15 protein-coding genes are annotated in these 16,444 nt (G+C 43.1%); 11 read left to right on the forward strand and 4 right to left on the reverse strand.

The window, feature by feature from the left end:
- Positions 1-786 precede the first annotated feature (786 nt).
- The 5 genes from sbcB (at position 787) to purT (ending at position 5,888) form a co-directional block, all read left to right on the forward strand.
- Positions 787-2,211 (forward strand): exodeoxyribonuclease I, encoded by a 1,425-nt coding sequence (sbcB, locus tag L8S15_RS00005; RefSeq protein ID WP_010441226.1) that lies wholly within the window; start codon positions 787-789, stop codon positions 2,209-2,211.
- 25 nt (positions 2,212-2,236) lie between these two features.
- Positions 2,237-2,608 carry a CidA/LrgA family protein gene (locus L8S15_RS00010; protein ID WP_280571878.1) on the forward strand — a complete coding sequence of 124 codons (372 nt, stop codon included), beginning with the start codon at positions 2,237-2,239 and terminating at the stop codon, positions 2,606-2,608.
- A gap of 2 nt (positions 2,609-2,610) precedes the next feature.
- Entirely contained in the window at positions 2,611-3,288 is a 678-nt protein-coding gene (locus L8S15_RS00015; protein WP_146531882.1) for an LrgB family protein, read from the forward strand.
- Positions 3,289-3,658: 370 nt separating this feature from the next.
- Complete coding sequence (cdd, locus tag L8S15_RS00020; protein WP_102461032.1) at positions 3,659-4,546, forward strand: cytidine deaminase; 888 nt, start codon at positions 3,659-3,661, stop codon at positions 4,544-4,546.
- A 166-nt stretch (positions 4,547-4,712) separates the two neighbouring features.
- Positions 4,713-5,888: a formate-dependent phosphoribosylglycinamide formyltransferase gene (purT, locus tag L8S15_RS00025; RefSeq protein WP_010441234.1), complete on the forward strand. Its 1,176-nt coding sequence runs from the start codon at positions 4,713-4,715 to the stop codon at positions 5,886-5,888.
- Between the two features lie 130 nt (positions 5,889-6,018).
- On the opposite strand, the gene L8S15_RS00030 is transcribed toward purT, so the two are convergent.
- Positions 6,019-6,672, reverse strand: a complete 654-nt coding sequence (locus tag L8S15_RS00030; protein WP_010441236.1) for a thiopurine S-methyltransferase — start codon at positions 6,670-6,672, stop codon at positions 6,019-6,021.
- 324 nt (positions 6,673-6,996) lie between these two features.
- On the opposite strand from L8S15_RS00030, the gene L8S15_RS00035 reads away from it, so the two are divergent.
- On the forward strand, positions 6,997-7,773 hold the full coding sequence (locus tag L8S15_RS00035) for a RelA/SpoT domain-containing protein (protein WP_010441238.1): 777 nt from the start codon (positions 6,997-6,999) through the stop codon (positions 7,771-7,773).
- Positions 7,774-8,051: 278 nt separating this feature from the next.
- On the opposite strand, the gene ihfA is transcribed toward L8S15_RS00035, so the two are convergent.
- The gene (gene ihfA, locus L8S15_RS00040; RefSeq protein WP_004734853.1) at positions 8,052-8,348 is read right to left on the reverse strand and encodes an integration host factor subunit alpha; all 297 of its coding nucleotides are present in this window, start codon (positions 8,346-8,348) and stop codon (positions 8,052-8,054) included.
- A gap of 652 nt (positions 8,349-9,000) precedes the next feature.
- Between ihfA and L8S15_RS00045 the strand changes: the two genes are divergently transcribed.
- From L8S15_RS00045 to L8S15_RS00060, 4 genes are all read left to right on the forward strand, one after another.
- The gene (locus tag L8S15_RS00045; RefSeq protein WP_010441243.1) at positions 9,001-9,504 is read left to right on the forward strand and encodes a transcriptional repressor; all 504 of its coding nucleotides are present in this window, start codon (positions 9,001-9,003) and stop codon (positions 9,502-9,504) included.
- A gap of 60 nt (positions 9,505-9,564) precedes the next feature.
- Complete coding sequence (locus L8S15_RS00050; RefSeq protein WP_280571879.1) at positions 9,565-10,935, forward strand: dihydroorotase; 1,371 nt, start codon at positions 9,565-9,567, stop codon at positions 10,933-10,935.
- 127 nt (positions 10,936-11,062) lie between these two features.
- Positions 11,063-11,623 (forward strand): carbonate dehydratase, encoded by a 561-nt coding sequence (locus L8S15_RS00055; RefSeq protein WP_010441247.1) that lies wholly within the window; start codon positions 11,063-11,065, stop codon positions 11,621-11,623.
- On the forward strand, positions 11,613-12,626 hold the full coding sequence (locus tag L8S15_RS00060; protein ID WP_280571880.1) for a GTP-binding protein: 1,014 nt from the start codon (positions 11,613-11,615) through the stop codon (positions 12,624-12,626). The genes L8S15_RS00055 and L8S15_RS00060 overlap by 11 nt, the downstream gene beginning before the upstream one ends.
- 128 nt (positions 12,627-12,754) lie before the next feature.
- Here the strand turns inward: L8S15_RS00060 and L8S15_RS00065 are convergent, their stop codons facing one another.
- Together L8S15_RS00065 and L8S15_RS00070 are read right to left on the reverse strand one after the other, a co-directional pair.
- Entirely contained in the window at positions 12,755-13,687 is a 933-nt protein-coding gene (locus L8S15_RS00065) for an aspartoacylase (protein ID WP_016768014.1), read from the reverse strand.
- Between the two features lie 247 nt (positions 13,688-13,934).
- Positions 13,935-14,831 carry an EamA family transporter gene (locus L8S15_RS00070; RefSeq protein WP_016786207.1) on the reverse strand — a complete coding sequence of 299 codons (897 nt, stop codon included), beginning with the start codon at positions 14,829-14,831 and terminating at the stop codon, positions 13,935-13,937.
- Positions 14,832-14,935: 104 nt separating this feature from the next.
- Here L8S15_RS00070 and L8S15_RS00075 point away from each other — a divergent pair, with 104 nt between their 5' ends.
- Complete coding sequence (locus L8S15_RS00075) at positions 14,936-16,333, forward strand: PLP-dependent aminotransferase family protein (protein ID WP_010441253.1); 1,398 nt, start codon at positions 14,936-14,938, stop codon at positions 16,331-16,333.
- Positions 16,334-16,444 lie beyond the last annotated feature (111 nt).

Consider the following 16,444-nt stretch of genomic DNA (forward strand, 5'->3'; position numbering starts at 1 on the left):
GATATTAGAGTATTTGTGTTAATCATATATAAAACTCGTTTTACATTTAACTCCCTAACCTCTACAGACTATTAATTTTATAAAAGTTAATTTGATACCTTATAAATCACTAGGAATTTTCAGTAACAAAAAATTAATTAATACTAATAAAACTAATTGACTGTCCTAATTGATTTTATAGATCACCGTTCTGCAATAAAGTCTCAACAATGAAACAATTGCACATTAAACCTATACTTGTAATAAAATTGAAATATATCGTTATATAAAAGACTGGCAGTGAAAATATTGGTTATAAATTTGAGTATCCAGATGGAGTCATTCAAAGAGACAAACTAATAGACGTCAATGCCTACTTTCTAGTTGAACTAAGATCATTGTTTGTTGGTGCCATTTCCTGCCAATATCACAAGCTTGAGCTGCGGATTAACGCAATAGCAGCATTAATTATAAGTTTTGTTCGCTGTAAGCAAGATCCAAAGCAAATTGGGTTCCCCTACTTTCAACACTTTCTCCAGATTCCTAATGCTTGGTTTTCAACTTAAGCACACTGTTCGTAATAGATAAGTAGCTAGCATCAGGTCAACAGCGAGCGGATTTACGTGTTAATAAATGACCAAAATTGAACTCAAAACTCAGTACAGCGACGTGATCGAATACGAATGCACCGTTTTACTGTAATTTATTTGTGATCTGGGTTGCACGCGTACCGCATCCTGTCAGATACTGAACAAAACTAACCTTCAGCCACAGTAGACGGTCTTCGCTTACTGTTCAGGAAATTCAATGAGTTCAGATAATCAGCCAACCTATTTCTTTTTCGATTACGAAACGTGGGGCGTCAGCCCAGCGAAAGATCGCCCGAGTCAGTTCGCCGGTGTTCGTACCGACCAAGATTTCAACGTTATCGGAGAGCCATTGGTCATCTATTGCCAACCTCCTGCTGATTACTTACCAGCGCCGGAAGCTGCACTCATTACTCGCATTACACCTCAAAAAGCGATGTCTCAAGGCTTACCTGAACCTGAATTTATCGCGAAGATCCACGCAGAGCTTGCTAAGCCGAACACAACTAGCCTTGGCTACAACAGCATTCGATTCGACGACGAAGTAACACGCTATACCTGTTACCGTAATTTCATCGATCCATATGCATGGAGCTGGCAGAACGGCAACTCTCGTTGGGATCTACTCGACGTGATGCGCGCGGTACATGCACTTCGCCCTGAAGGTATTGTTTGGCCAGAGAATGAAGAAGGTTACCCAAGCTTCAAACTGGAACATTTGTCAGTGGCAAACGGCATTGAACACGAAAACGCGCACGATGCGATGGCCGATGTTATTGCTACCATTGAATTAGCAAAGAAGTTGAAGGCTGCACAGCCTAAAATGTTTGATTACCTTTACAGCATGCGTCACAAACGCAAATTGAATGAGTTAGTTGACATTGTAAACATGACGCCTTTAATGCACGTTTCAGGCATGTTTGGTCGTGATTGTAATTACACGAGTTGGATTGTGCCGATGGCTTGGCACCCAACCAACCAAAATGCGGTTATCGTAGTCGACTTAGCCAAAGATCCTAGCCCGCTGCTGGAGCTTGATTCTGACGCCCTCCGTGAAAGGCTCTACACTAAACGCAGTGAACTTGGTGAAGACGAGTTACCCGTACCCATCAAATTGGTTCAACTGAACAAGTGCCCTATTCTCGCACCCGCCAAAACTCTGACGGCTGAAAATGCGGAAACGATAGGTATCGATCGCCAACAGTGCTTAAAGAACTTAGCGCTATTACGCGAACACCCAGAGATCCGCGAAAAACTGATCGGTTTGTATTCACAAGAACGCGAATACGAGAAAAGTGATGACGTAGACACTCATCTGTATGACGGCTTCTTCTCGCCAGGCGACAAAACCGCAATGGACATCATTCGTCAAACTGACCCAAATAACTTGGCTGCTTTAGACATCACTTTTGGTGACGAACGTATTAAACCTTTGTTGTTCCGTTACCGTGCTCGTCATTTCCCGTGGACGTTAGACGAAGCGGAACAACTGAAATGGGCTAACCACTGTCGAGAGTTTTACGAAAGTCGCTTAGAAGAGTACATGCTGAACCTAGAAAACCTCGCACACGAGCATGAAAGTGACGAGAAGAAAATGGCTATCTTGAAAGCGGTTTATCAATACGTAGAAAAGCTAGCGAGCTAATTCCATTATCAAGAGATGTGACACTTTGAAAGAAAGATTGATCAAACTCGTGTACTGCTTAATCTCCTTCACCTTAATCATAGGTGCACTCACAGTAGGTAACGCGTTACAGCATTTATTAGACACCTCAATTCCTGGCAGTATTTTTGGCATGTTGATTCTGTTTACCGCTATGGTGATTGGTATTGTCCCTGAGCATTGGGTTCAGCCTGGTGCAAGCTTGATTATCCGTTTGATGATCTTATTGTTTGTCCCTATTAGTGTCGGGCTCATGGATCATTTTGACATGCTTATCGCCAATGCTTTACCAATTATGGCAAGCGCCGTTGGCGGAACCTTAATCGTGTTAGTTTCCTTATCATGGTTCTTAGACCGCTTGCTTTCGAGAGGTAAATAATCATGTGGATTCTACTGACCATTGTGGTTTTCTTGTTTGCTCGTTGGGTAAGCCAAAAAGTTAATTCGCCATTTTGTAATCCTCTACTCATCAGTATTGGTATCATCATTCCAATTCTATTGTTTTTCAAAGTACCTTTTGAAACCTATTACGCAGACAATACTTGGATTACCTATATGCTCCAACCTGCGGTAGTGGCGCTGGCTTTTCCTCTATATGAACAGTTACCTCAAATCAGATCCAACTGGCGTATCATCACATTTGCTTGCACGCTAGGCAGTGTAATGTCGATGACCACTACCGCATTGATCGCCGTGGCTTTTAAAGCGGATTTAAGTTTGATCGCGAGTTTGTTGGGTAAGTCGGTCACCACACCGATCGCAATGGAGGTCTCAAGCCATTTAGGCGGCGAAGCTGCAATTGCAGCAATTCTGGTATTGATTGTCGGTTTGTTCGGGGCAATCTTTGCTTACCCTATCTACAATTTGATCGGTATCAAGAGCCCTATCGCACGAGGTTTAACCATGGGCACAGTATCGCATGCGTTGGGAACGGCAACTTGCGCTGAAAAGAATCCACAAGATGCTGCATTCAGTTCACTAGCTTTAGTACTTTGTGGCGTCATTACCTCGATTATTGCACCGACCATATTTTCTATCGTGGTTTGGGTCTATGCTTAAGCTAGTAACTAAAAGCTAACGTTAATGATCTACAACTTCAGTTAATGGCTACAGCTCAAGCTAATAGATTCATAGATTGGGACTTAAGCTTTAAAAACATCCAATAAGCCCAAGCGAAACTCTGAGCATTTCAGTGTCTGTTTGGGCTTTTTATTCTCATTTGTTCAGCAATTTTTAGCTAAACATACCCCGATTTCAGACAACAAATGAGAGATCAAGGGTAGTTTTTGTCCTTGCAATCGATTTCATCTGTGACCTCACTCTAATTATGCAAGCCAATGTAACAACAACAGCGCAATGGTGATCACTATCACAGAAAAATCCTGAGTATTGCATAAAATTAAAGCCTAAGGTCAATTAAGGATTCAACATGAACAGTCGTATTACCCTGGCGCTGGAAAGTGCTCCAACATCAATAAAAGCGCTTTTGAGTGACATCGTATTAGCAGACAACTTTGACGCCACTATCTCTAAAGAGCAGTTTCAAAGCTTACTGGATGCAAGCGGCCTTTCTGATAAAGAAGTTCGCCTAGCTTTACTGCCAATCGCAGCAGCATACTCTTATGCGCCACTTTCTGACTTCTATGTTGGTGCCATCGTGCGTGGCCTATCTGGTCGCCTGTACTTCGGTGCAAACTTGGAAATTGCAGGTGCACAACTTGGTCAAACAGTTCATGCTGAACAATCAGCCATCAGCCACGCTTGGATGAAGGGTGAAGAAGGCCTTTCTGATATCACGATCAACTTCAGCCCTTGTGGTCACTGTCGCCAATTCATGAACGAACTGACAACGGCAAAAGAACTTAAAGTTCAATTACCACAGCGTGATGAAATGTCACTGCAAGAATACCTACCTGACTCTTTCGGCCCTGCTGATTTGGGCATCACAACTGGCCTAATGACTAAGCTGGATCACCAGTACACATCAGAAGAAACGAGCCCTGTTGTGGTAAGCGCACTAACAGCATTAAACCGTAGCCATGCTCCCTACACAAAGAACCTAAGTGGCGTCTCGCTACAACTGACAACAGGTGAAATCTTTACAGGTGCATACGCAGAAAACGCGGCATTCAACCCTAGCCTACCGCCATTACAAGTCGCGCTTGTTCAACTTAAACTGGCTGGCTTCGATTTCGAGCAGATCGAAAACGCTGCCTTAGTTGAAATTGCCGATGGTAGCATCAGTCACCTAGCCGATACTCAGTCTACGTTAGAGGCGATTAACCCTGACATTCCAGTTACTTACTTAGCAATCTAAGTACATCTGGTTAACAATATTTTACATAAGCAGCCCTATTTTATAGAGCTGCTTTTTTTATACTTCAAATTCATGCGACAACCCGCGCAAACGTTTGCTTTTATCCTTTAAATAAGTATGATCACCCCGTTTAAATCAATCGTTCAAAAGATCGGAAGGAATTTCTATGTTTGGTACCGCTACTCGTGAAAATGCTACTCGTGTACTTCTATTAGGTTCAGGTGAACTGGGTAAAGAAGTTGCTATCGAGTGCCAACGTTTAGGTTTGGAAGTTATTGCATGTGACCGTTACGCTGATGCACCGGCTATGCAAGTTGCACATCGTAGCCATGTATTAGACATGTTGGACAGCGATGCACTGCAAGCTGTCATTGAACTAGAAAAACCAGATTATGTGGTTCCAGAAATCGAAGCTATTGCCACCAGCAAGCTGGTAGAGATGGAAGCGCAAGGCCTAAATGTCGTTCCCACAGCGAACGCGACTAAGTTGACGATGAACCGAGAAGGTATCCGTCGTCTAGCGGCTGAAGAGTTAAAACTGAGCACATCTCCATATCGCTTCGCGGACACATTTGAAGATTTCTCAGCAGCGGTAGAATTCGTAGGTATGCCTTGTGTGGTTAAGCCTGTTATGAGTTCATCAGGCAAAGGCCAAAGCGTTATTAAAACACAAGACGATATTCAAAAGTCTTGGGATTACGCACAAGAAGGTGGTCGCACTGGCGCTGGTCGTGTGATCGTTGAAGGCTTTATCGATTTTGATTACGAAATCACGCTGCTGACTGTTCGTGCTGTTGATGGTGTTCATTTCTGCGCGCCTATCGGTCACCGCCAAGAAGACGGTGATTACCGTGAATCATGGCAACCGCAATTAATGTCAGACAACGCACTAAAAGCGGCGCAATACACTGCAGAGCAAGTCGTTAACGCACTGGGCGGTCACGGTATCTTTGGTGTGGAACTGTTCGTTAAAGGTGACCATGTTATCTTCAACGAAGTATCCCCTCGCCCACACGATACTGGCTTAGTGACTTTAATGTCTCAAGATTCCTCTGAATTCGCGCTACACGTTCGCGCATTTACTGGCATGCCGATTAAGTCAATTACTCAATATGGTCCGTGTGCATCTGCCGTTATCTTAGGCCAAGGCACTTCAAACAACATTCGTTTCGAAGGTCTTACAGAGGCGCTAGACGCACCACAAACGCAAGTTCGTTTGTTTGGTAAGCCTGACATCGATGGTCGCCGTCGTCTAGGTGTGGCGTTGACTCGTCGTAAGAGCACTGAAACAGCGATTGAAGATGCTATTGAGAGTGCTTCAAAAGTAAAAGTGATTTACTAGACAGCTATTTAATTCTCAACAATCACAACTTCAAATCTGAACAATAAAAAAGACGGGCTACTAAGCCCGTCTTTTTGTTGGTATCATTTTTTATATTGAAATAGTTTTTTCACTTGAGAGCTAGTTGAGTTTAAGATTCAGACTCAATCAAATACACTTCTTCACTAAATCGAGATAAGCCTTTCTTGGCAATCTTAGGATGTTCATCGTCTGCGATATCTTGATTCAACAGTGTGATCTTATAACCTGAGAACAACTGTTCGATCTCTAACTTAGGTACGCTAAACGGAGGTCCTGCCATCTCGTTCTGAGCGTAATCTAATGTCACAAGTAAGATCTTGCCGCCCGGCTTTAACCGTTGCTTCAAGCACTCTACATACTGCACACGCATGTCAGCAGGTAAAGCTACCAAAGAGGCACGATCATAGATAATGTCTACAGGCTGAATCGGTGCTGAGAAATAATCACCCGTATAAATATTAAGTTCATCGAATTGATAAAGCTCATGCTGACCACTAATTTGAGTCACAGTCGGCGTGTAAAGATGCTCTGCAAAAAATGCGCGAACCGCAATCTGGCTTAATTCGACACCTTGAACATCTTCATGCTTCGTCGCTAACCAAATCAGATCTTCACTCTTACCACATAGAGGCACGAACACACTCTTCTCGTAGCTAGGTTCCGTCTTTTCCCAAAATTCAATCAGAAGTGGGTTTACATCTTCAAGGTGGAAGCCTATTTGGTTGGCTGCCCATTTATTGTGCCAAAATTCAGGATTATTCATCTTTCGTTCATGTTAAACAGTCATAATGCAAGGGTACAGTATAGAGAGGTAAGAGCAACCTTACCTTGGTTTAAAGTTCATCGTTGGTCTCACTAAAAGTTAAACACTGGCTGAGTTCAAAATTCTTAAAACCGAGGAACAAATGCTTGAATTATTTGTCTATATGTTCACATTTTAAAGCAATATTAAACGTTAGAGTTGGTTTCTGCCTTAGCTAGCCCCATTTAATATGTAGTGAGTTTAGTTAAGCTATTTTTACTCTTATGCGTTACTGGTTACCCCTTTTGACTACCCGTTTTTGTAACCTTGTATTTTGGAGTTTGAATGAGTGTATTTCTCCGTACGACGGCCCTAATGCTTTTAGTATTGAGCCGAGCGCCTGCATTCGCAGCAGCACCTGTTTCAACAAGTTCAACCGATCAAACGCGCACACCTGCGCAAAATCAAGTATCGTCAAACGTATTCCGTCACAGCCTAAGCGGCCTATACGGTATCAAAGCATTCGACTCGCGTCCGACTCAGCCCTACACCGACTTCGACATTCTGTACAGCAAAGCACACCAAGGCCAAGCCGAGCTAGAAACTATTTGTAAAAGTACTGCCCTACTAACGAATTCTGAGGCGCTATTTTCTGGCGTTAAATCTCAAGCTCGTGCGGAAGAGAAAATCGAATTGGAACTGGATGGCGACGTCACAAGAATTACCGACTTAGCTCGTGCCACTATCATCGCAAACGATGTAGAGAGCTTGGTTGAAGTCTACGAAGCGCTAAGCCGTGAAGCAGATGTTGTCAAATTGAAAAACAAATTCAAATCTCCTGCTGATTCTGGCTACCGTGACCTTAACCTATTGGTTCGTCTGCCAAAGACCAACATCATTGCTGAAGTTCAACTTCACCTTAAAGCAATTGCAGATGTGAAAAGCGGTCCTGAACACGAACTGTATGAAATCATTCAAGGTATTGAGCGTCATGCCATTGCAGAAAAACGTCCAATCAACGATATCGAGGCGGCGCAAATTAATAGCCTTAGACGCCAATCTCTAGAGCTTTACCAGCAAGCATGGCAGCCGTATATTACGACTCATATTAAAGCCGCGTAAACCGTTTAGAACGCCACCGAATATCAACTTAAAGGGCTGCATTAATTTGCAGCCCTTTCTTTTTGGCTATATTACATTTTGGAGATCAGTTAGGCAGCGTAGCTAGCCGAAAAGCTCAAAGTGAATCTATCGGCTGATAGCTCTAGAAAGTCTAGAAAGCTAGACGAGATAGAGATAGAGATAGAGATAGAGATAAGAATAAAGGGAATAGTTTTAACGCAGTTTAAAATTAGACGTCACATACAAAAAGACCACGCTGTGCGTGGTCTATTGCTTGGCTACTTCTCGATTTTAATATTCTCGACTCGGGCCTTTAGTTTTTGTCCCGGTCTAAAAGTAACAACACGTCGAGCAGAAATTGGAATGTCTTCACCAGTTTTTGGGTTACGACCTGGTCGTTCGTTTTTCTCGCGAAGATCAAAGTTACCAAAACCAGACAGTTTTACCTGTTCGCCATTTTCGAGTGCTTTACGAACTTCTTCGAAAAACACTTCAACCGTTTCCTTGGCATCCCGCTTGCTGTATCCGAGTGTTTCAAACAGGTTCTCAGCCAAATCGGCCTTCGTGAGTGCCATAAAACTTTCCTCAAAGCTATGTTAAACATTGCTACTATCGCCAGTAGCGCCAAAGCATTTACCCTATTCAATCAATGAGATAAGGTCATTTACAAGGAAAGTGTATGCCAAGCTTCTGATTTTCGCCAACTTTTTTATCTCAACTATTGAATTATTCTTTCAAATCAGAAAGATAACTCTCTTAAAAACTCACATATATAGCTAAAAAACATCTACTTACCCGCCATGAAATAGAGTTATAAACTAACAATAAGACAATAATAAGAATTTAAAACTTTAGTTTTCTAAATGTTAATTTCTGAGACTTTTCTCCTATACCCAATAAAATCAGCCACTTGATTTGATATCGAACTCAACAGAGGTTACTTAACAACCGATATTAAATATGAGATTTGTATCATTTCAGAATTTAATTCGATTGGGTCAATAGTCGCTATTGGTATGCATCGCAGAACTGCGACTTTTTAAGCTATGCTTTCAGCTCATGCTAGGCATTGAGCCATGCTACCGCACATATTACCTACCCCATTCAGAACTTCTCTCAAACACCTCTAAGTCTTGATTCTAGGTAACAACAAAGTAAAAAGTACGTTTCACACCTCAACTTGATATGTTATAACATATCAACACCATCACTAATTATGTAGATTGAATGAGAGACATTGAAGCGATCATTGAGCACGTAAAACAAAGCTGTAAAACCAATGGCCAACAATTTACGGCAAAGAGACTATTGATATTGCGGGCGCTGGTTCATGCAGACAAAGCGCTGTCTGCGTATGAGCTCGTCGATTATTGTAAAGTACACTTTGACCAGCATGTTCAAGCAATGTCGGTTTATAGAGTATTGGATTTTCTTGAACAGCAACATTTAGCGCACAAACTGCAAGTATCGAATAAGTACATACTTTGTGACCATATTCTTTGTGAACATGAACATGGTATCCCTCAATTTTTGATTTGCTCTAAGTGCGACAAGATCAGTGAGCAGACAATCAACCCTACGATTATTCAAGATCTTCAATCCCACGCAAAACAGGAAGGTTTTACCGTGGTCACACCTCAATTAGAGATCAATTGCGTGTGCGATGAATGTGCAGATACAGAGGAACCCAATACCAATACCAATACCAATACCAATACCAATAAAAGGTAACCCTTATCTCTCATACGTATCTACTGCATAGACCGAACTATAAGGAGAAATTGAAACGTTATGTCTGCAATGCTCATCAAAAATGCCCGAGTGGTTAATGAAGGCATCACCACCAAGACGGACTTATTAATCGTCGGCAAACGAATTGAACGGATCGCCAAGAACATTCCCCCAAAACTAAACGATGAAGTCATTGATGCTCAAGGTTGTTACCTGATACCAGGCATGATTGATGACCAAGTTCACTTTCGCGAGCCAGGGCTTACTCATAAAGGCTCCATCGCCACAGAATCACGCGCTGCGGTTGCTGGCGGTATTACGAGCTATATGGAGATGCCGAACGTAAATCCGGCCACCACAACCATCGAAGCCTTAGAAAGAAAGTTTGAAATCGCATCACAAAACTCACTTGCGAATTACTCGTTTTATCTTGGTGCGACTGAAGACAACCTAGAACAAATCAAGCAACTTGACCCTGCACGACATTGTGGCGTGAAGGTGTTTATGGGCGCTTCAACAGGCGACCTGCTCGTTGAAGATCCTCAAGCTCTGGATGATATATTCCGAGATTCTCCGGTGCTCATCGTCACCCATTGTGAGAGCGGGCCAATCATCGCTCAAAACCAAGAACAATTACGACAAAAAAAAGCCGATTTCACCATCCAAGACCACCCTATTCTTCGAGACGACAAAGCGTGTTACGCCTCCTCGTCTTATGCCATAGAACTGGCAAAGAAACACAATAGCCAACTGCATGTATTACACATCACCACAGCCAAAGAACTGGCTCTGTTTAGTGAAGGTGCAATTCAAGGTAAACGTATTACCGCAGAGGCCTGTGTGCACCACCTTTGGTTTACGAACAATGACTATGCCGTCCTAGGAAACCAAATCAAATGTAATCCCGCCATTAAATACCCAAGTGATCGCGACGCGCTGTTAGCGGCATTAAGCACCGGCCAAATCGACATCATCGCCACTGATCACGCTCCACATACATGGGGTGAAAAACAAGCTCCTTATGAGCACGCACCTGCTGGCTTACCTTTGGTACAACACGCCCTGCTGAGCCTATTTGAGCATGTACGATTGGGAACAATGACCGTCACTCAAGTTGTCGAGAAAACCGCACATAACCCGTCTATTCGTTATGCGATACAAAAACGCGGCTTTATTCGCGAAGGCTATTATGCCGACCTAGTCTTGGTTGATCCTCAAGCTCCAACTTTGGTCAGCAACGAAAACAGTTTGTATCAATGCGGATGGTCACCATTCGCAGGACACGAATTCTCCGCTCAAATAAAACATACCTGGGTGAATGGGAGCATGGTTTATACCAATCCAGATGCGTGTAAGAACAAAAATACACATGTTCCTCAAGGGCAAAGCGATAACGAAATGCCAGCAATGAGACTGTCATTCGAACGCTAGTTCAACCGGACTTATCTATCTATTCAAAGTCGTTATACGGAAATAATTCATATATAAAGCAATTAGCATCTAAAACAGTTAGTACGCAAGCAATCAATAAATTAAGCACTCAACAAAAGAATTCAATATGTTAAGAAGAAACCCTAGCGGTCATATGCCAGAGGTGTCGGAGACGGCCTTCATTGACCCAACCGCCATCATCTGTGGCAAGGTGATCATCGAAGATAATGTGTTCATTGGCCCTTACGCCGTGATCCGAGCTGATGAAGTTAATGAACAAGATGACATGGAGCCCATAGTAATTAAGCGCGATACCAACATTCAAGATGGTGTGGTTATTCACTCTAAAGCTGGTGCGGCGGTAACGATTGGAGAACGATCATCGATCGCTCATCGTTCTATCATTCACGGTCCTTGTGAAGTCAGTGATGACGTATTTATTGGCTTTAACTCGGTAGTGTTTAATGCCTTTATAGGCAAAGGCTGTGTGATTCGCCATAACTGCGTGGTAGACGGGCATGATTTGCCTGAAAACTTCCATGTACCACCGATGACCAATATTGGCTCAGGGTTTGATTTGAATAACATCTCAAAGGTGCCACCTGAATATTCAGCATTTTCAGAATCAGTGGTTTCTGCCAACCATACTTTGGTTCAAGGTTATAGGAGAATGGCTAATGAGCTCTGATCATTCACCTGTATTAGGGGTTCCAACCAACATCATTACCGGGTTCCTTGGCGTAGGTAAAACCTCGGCAATCCTCAACTTAATGAAACACAAACCAACAAATGAGCGCTGGGCGGTCTTGGTGAATGAGTTTGGGGGAATTGGCGTCGATGGTAGCTTGTTTCAAGGCAACCAAAGCAAACAACAACAAATTTTCATTCGAGAAGTGCCCGGTGGTTGTATGTGTTGCGCGGCTGGCTTGCCTATGCAGATAGCACTTAATCAGTTATTGTCAGAAGCGAAACCGGATCGCTTATTGATTGAGCCAACGGGGCTTGGTCACCCTAAAGAAGTGTTGCAGGTCTTATCTTCAGAGCATTACCGACAAGTGTTATCGCTACAGAAGAACATTACTTTGGTCGATGCACGTAAACTTTCAGATACCCGCTACTCTGATCACGATACCTTCAATCAACAAATCGCCATTGCTGATACCATCGTAGGGAACAAAGTCGATCTCTACCAAAATGGTGACGCTGAAAAACTGGCGGAGTACGTCGCTCAATTTTGTCACCCCGAGACAAAACTAGTTTTCGCTCACCACGGCAATATTCCTCAAGCTGAATTTGATGGAAACACCAGCTTTTATCGTCATCAAGCAGATGAACACCATCATCATCACCATCACCAAAACGATAAGCCGCTCGCCTCTGAGTTGCCGATGCCAAAAAGTGGCATGATAAGAGCAACTAACCAAGGTGAAGGATTTGAAAGTGTGGGTTGGCGATTTTCACCCGAAAAACAGTTCGACCACCAGCGCTTACGAAATTTTTTAGTGGGCTTGAAAGCGGAACGAATGAAAGCGGTGTTCATTACACAAAGTGGTATCTTCGGTTACAACTTAACAGAAGATGGTTTGACGGAGTCGGAGCTGGATGATTGTCTTGAAACCAGAATTGAAGTGATCGGACATAACATAGACAATGACTTAGAAAGCCAATTACTCACGTGCTTGGTTAACTGATTAAGCGCGCAGCAAAACACTGATAATCCAAAGTACTCATGAGTGTAGCGAATCGCGGCACTCATGAGTTTTGCTAACAGTTAACTGGTTATTAGATTAACGATTTAATCGATTAACTTATCAACGCACTAACTGACCGAAACTAACCGTTTCTCTGCCAATGCCATTGCAACGTTCGCTTTAGCATAAGCGCTCTCGTTAATGAAGTGTGGGTATATGTCTTGCTCACGCTCCCAAGAAACATCATAGCCAAAGAATGTCGCTAACAACGGTTCACCTTGCTTGACTACCTCGAAGTCTCGGCCACATATTTTTGGGTGCACCGTAGCGATTCTCATACCATCTTTATCAAGTGGTACATTCACCTCTTCAACATAGAAAAACGCACTGTAATCTTTCAATTCTTTAATCTGTTTAAGGTTTTGCTTCTCTACGTAATCCAATACAGCAGTCAACATCTGCTTCATCAGTGTAAGCGTTTCGAACCTGAGCGAACCATGTGCTTGAGCCCCGACTTCGATCATCACGCCATACTTCCCTGCTGTGCAAAGGTATGGCTGTTCATCCCACGGTTTCCTATCTTCAAACAAAATGTTGGCATCAGGCATACGCTGCTTCACGTATGAACCCATTTTTTGATAGAAAGAATCATTCGATAGCAAAATCAATGTCGCGCCCATATTGCTGGTTGTATTGTGTAGATCAACAATTAACTGTTGCTCACTTCCCACATGTTGATCAACAAACCATTGCGCGACCGCATGCTCAGCGGAATCTGAAGAAAGGTCTTCATTTACACTTGAAAATAGACGATTTAGATCCGTTTCAATATATCGCACATTCTGCTCTACTGCCTTTGGATTAGCGATGACAGAAGTAGTAGAAAACGTCGAACGATCCGCCGAATACAAACGATCTTTAATCAGCTTATTCAGGTAGATACCTGAAAGTTCGTTACCGTGAGTTCCGGCAACCAGTAAGAGTTGGTTAATGCTATCCATGTAATTGATGTCCAAATATTGAGTGATAAAACCACACGTTAAAATGATACGATATAACATAACAATTACTGGTACAGTTCTCCAGACAACTCCGAAATATTTTCTGTAGTTATTCCAGAACAAACATTCCAAAACAGATGGTTCTCGGCTGACACCCCAAAGCAGAATTGATAAATGGAGATGAATAAGACCTCGTATTTACGAGGCCTTAAATTTTAAACTCAACGTTGTAACTTGGTTTGCAGCGTTCTATTTGATTTACAACGCTGCACCGAGCTTAATACGTGTTACATCAAGGCTTTATCGTTTACTCCTGTTTCGCGAGTTTATCTGTCACCGTAGAGCTATTGGTTTTTTCTGGTCTTACTATCAAGCCAATCCCCACAAGAAACAGCGCAGACGCAACAACTTGAGCCACAGATAACACTTCGTCATACATAAAGTAGCCACTGATTAGCGCAAAGATTGGCACAAGTAAGGTTAACGGCGCTGTCGTACTAAGTGGATACTGAATCAACATCTTGTTCCAGACCCAATAACCAAACAAGGTGGTTGGGTACGCTTGGAAAACAACCGCGACGGTGGTGCTCCAATCCCACAACTCTATTCCCTGCCAAATAATCTGCTCACCATGCAACATCACAGCAAACAACACCAATGGAATGGGCGCAAATAACATGCCCCACACGTTAAACGCAAAAGCTTGAGTCGTTTTCGATGCCTTTACAATTACACCCATTAAAGTCCAACTGCACGCCGCAATCATAATCAAGATAACACCATTCAGGGTCACATTACCCGTAGCAGCAGATACCAATACCGCTAGTGCGCACATCGCTAACACAGCCCCCATTAGCTTACGTACTGACGCACTCTCTTTGAAAACCCATACACCCACCGCCATACCAATTAATACATTAGTTGAAAGCAACACTGATGACAGCCCCGAAGACAAGCCCGCTGTAATAGACCACGAAGCCATGCCCCAGATGCCAACACCGAACACAAAGCCGTAACTCACTAGATAGCGCCAAGCGACATTAGGTCTCGCCACGAAAAAGATCACCGGAATCACTGCCAAAGCGAAGCGGGCCGCCGTTGCTAATAGGGGGTGGACATTCGTAACACCCATTTTGATCATTGAGAAGTTGAACCCCCAAATTGCCATGACAAACACAGCTAACAACAAATCATTTCTTTTCATACTCACCCCTCTTTTATTTTGGAAGAGTATCCCTTGAACAATAAAACCAGTACAGATACAATTTTTACAATAAAAACCAGTACAGTTAGTGATAGGTCGTGCCGATGAGTATCTACAGAAAGCTTGCTAATCAGTTTATTGATGAGATTGAAGCAGGGAAAAGACCCGAAGGTGGGCGTATGCCTTCGCTTCGTCAGTTGGCGAAACAACAAGCGATCAGTATGTCGACGGTGGTGAGCTGTTACCAAGAGCTAGAATCTCAAGGTTGGATCCACTCACGACCTCAAGCTGGGTATTTTGTTTCACCACATAAACCTTCTCATTCAACCCCTGAATGGGCACAGTTTGAAAGCAAGGTGTCCATCGTTAAGCAAACCTCTTCGACACATAACACCACTAATGGCCCTTTGGGTGTATCCAGTACCACCAACGATGAGCAAACAACCATTGAGTTGGAGCGCAGCTTTCGTCGCTCAATCAAACGGATGGGTGGTAGGCTCAATCATTATCCTGATACACAGGGTGAGCCGATGTTACGACAGGCGCTTTCTACCCACTTCGCCAAACTCGACCTACACTTTGCGTCCGAGGATATGGTGGTAACCGCTGGTTGTATGTCGGCCATTAAAGCGGCTCTGGAATCGTGTACCAAACAAGGCGACACGATTGCGATAAGCTCGCCTTGCTTCAATGGGATACTAGAATTATTGGGAAGAATGTCGCGCAAGATCATAGAGATCCCGTCTTTAGATGACGGTGTCGACCTACAACAACTGGAAACCCATCTTAAAAACAAACAGGTTGATGCTGCGATATTCTGTACGTCACATATGAATCCTCAAGGGATCAATATGTCAGCAAACCAAAAACAAAAACTCGCTGAGTTAGCTAACCAATATCAAACCCCGATCATTGAAGATGATGTCTATCTAGAGCTTTCCTATTCCTCGCATACCCCGCTACCTGCAAAATATTATGACAAAGGTGGTTATGTATTATGGTGTGGTTCAGTGTCTAAGAGCCTTTCGCCAAGCTATCGGTTAGGGTGGTGTCTACCCGGCAGATACATCGAGGAATACAAGGCTCAGTTCTCTGCAGCGAGTTATGGTGTTGCTCTGCCCACGCAACTTGCTGTTGCTGACTTTATTGAATCAGGCCAATACGCGAAACATGTTAGAAGAAGACGTACTCAGCTCCTTTTATTAAGGCAGCAATACCTGAGCTATTTAAGCCAACACCTTCCTAAAGGCGTGAAAATAAGTAATCCTCAAGGTGGAATGGTGTTGTGGTTACAAATCCCAAGCCTTGATCAACACACTTTTTCAGAAGGTATCGTTCAGCAACAGATAGATATCCGACTTGGGCAACTATTCAGCACTCTAGATCTGTATAGCAACTGCCTACGGATCAATATGGGTTACTCCATTGAAGGGCAAACAAAGCAGCAATTGGATGATTTGATTCAACTTATCCACCAATGTTCAAATGCCAAGCCCGTATGACTTTTAACGGAAAAATAGTGATTAGTCTGCATAAAAAACCAAGTTAGAATTCCGAACAGTAAGGAGAAACACACGCCTTAAAACCCTTAAATGTCGAGTTTGCAAGGGTGC

The organism is Vibrio sp. S/42/10 (genome assembly GCF_029890535.1).
In the GTDB taxonomy this organism is placed as follows: domain Bacteria; phylum Pseudomonadota; class Gammaproteobacteria; order Enterobacterales; family Vibrionaceae; genus Vibrio; species Vibrio cyclitrophicus.

Bases quoted from the DNA above. Each gene is read 5' to 3' on its own strand.
- cdd (WP_102461032.1), top strand. From the start codon at position 3,659: ATGAACAGTCGTATTACCCTGGCGCTGGAAAGTGCTCCAACATCAATA.
- L8S15_RS00045 (WP_010441243.1), top strand. From the start codon at position 9,001: ATGAGAGACATTGAAGCGATCATTGAGCACGTAAAACAAAGCTGTAAA.
- L8S15_RS00065 (WP_016768014.1), bottom strand. From the start codon at position 13,687: ATGTTATATCGTATCATTTTAACGTGTGGTTTTATCACTCAATATTTG.
- L8S15_RS00075 (WP_010441253.1), top strand. From the start codon at position 14,936: ATGAGTATCTACAGAAAGCTTGCTAATCAGTTTATTGATGAGATTGAA.
- L8S15_RS00070 (WP_016786207.1), bottom strand. From the start codon at position 14,831: ATGAAAAGAAATGATTTGTTGTTAGCTGTGTTTGTCATGGCAATTTGG.
- L8S15_RS00035 (WP_010441238.1), top strand. From the start codon at position 6,997: ATGAGTGTATTTCTCCGTACGACGGCCCTAATGCTTTTAGTATTGAGC.
- L8S15_RS00030 (WP_010441236.1), bottom strand. From the start codon at position 6,672: ATGAATAATCCTGAATTTTGGCACAATAAATGGGCAGCCAACCAAATA.
- L8S15_RS00015 (WP_146531882.1), top strand. From the start codon at position 2,611: ATGTGGATTCTACTGACCATTGTGGTTTTCTTGTTTGCTCGTTGGGTA.
- sbcB (WP_010441226.1), top strand. From the start codon at position 787: ATGAGTTCAGATAATCAGCCAACCTATTTCTTTTTCGATTACGAAACG.
- L8S15_RS00055 (WP_010441247.1), top strand. From the start codon at position 11,063: ATGTTAAGAAGAAACCCTAGCGGTCATATGCCAGAGGTGTCGGAGACG.
- L8S15_RS00060 (WP_280571880.1), top strand. From the start codon at position 11,613: ATGAGCTCTGATCATTCACCTGTATTAGGGGTTCCAACCAACATCATT.
- purT (WP_010441234.1), top strand. From the start codon at position 4,713: ATGTTTGGTACCGCTACTCGTGAAAATGCTACTCGTGTACTTCTATTA.
- L8S15_RS00050 (WP_280571879.1), top strand. From the start codon at position 9,565: ATGTCTGCAATGCTCATCAAAAATGCCCGAGTGGTTAATGAAGGCATC.
- ihfA (WP_004734853.1), bottom strand. From the start codon at position 8,348: ATGGCACTCACGAAGGCCGATTTGGCTGAGAACCTGTTTGAAACACTC.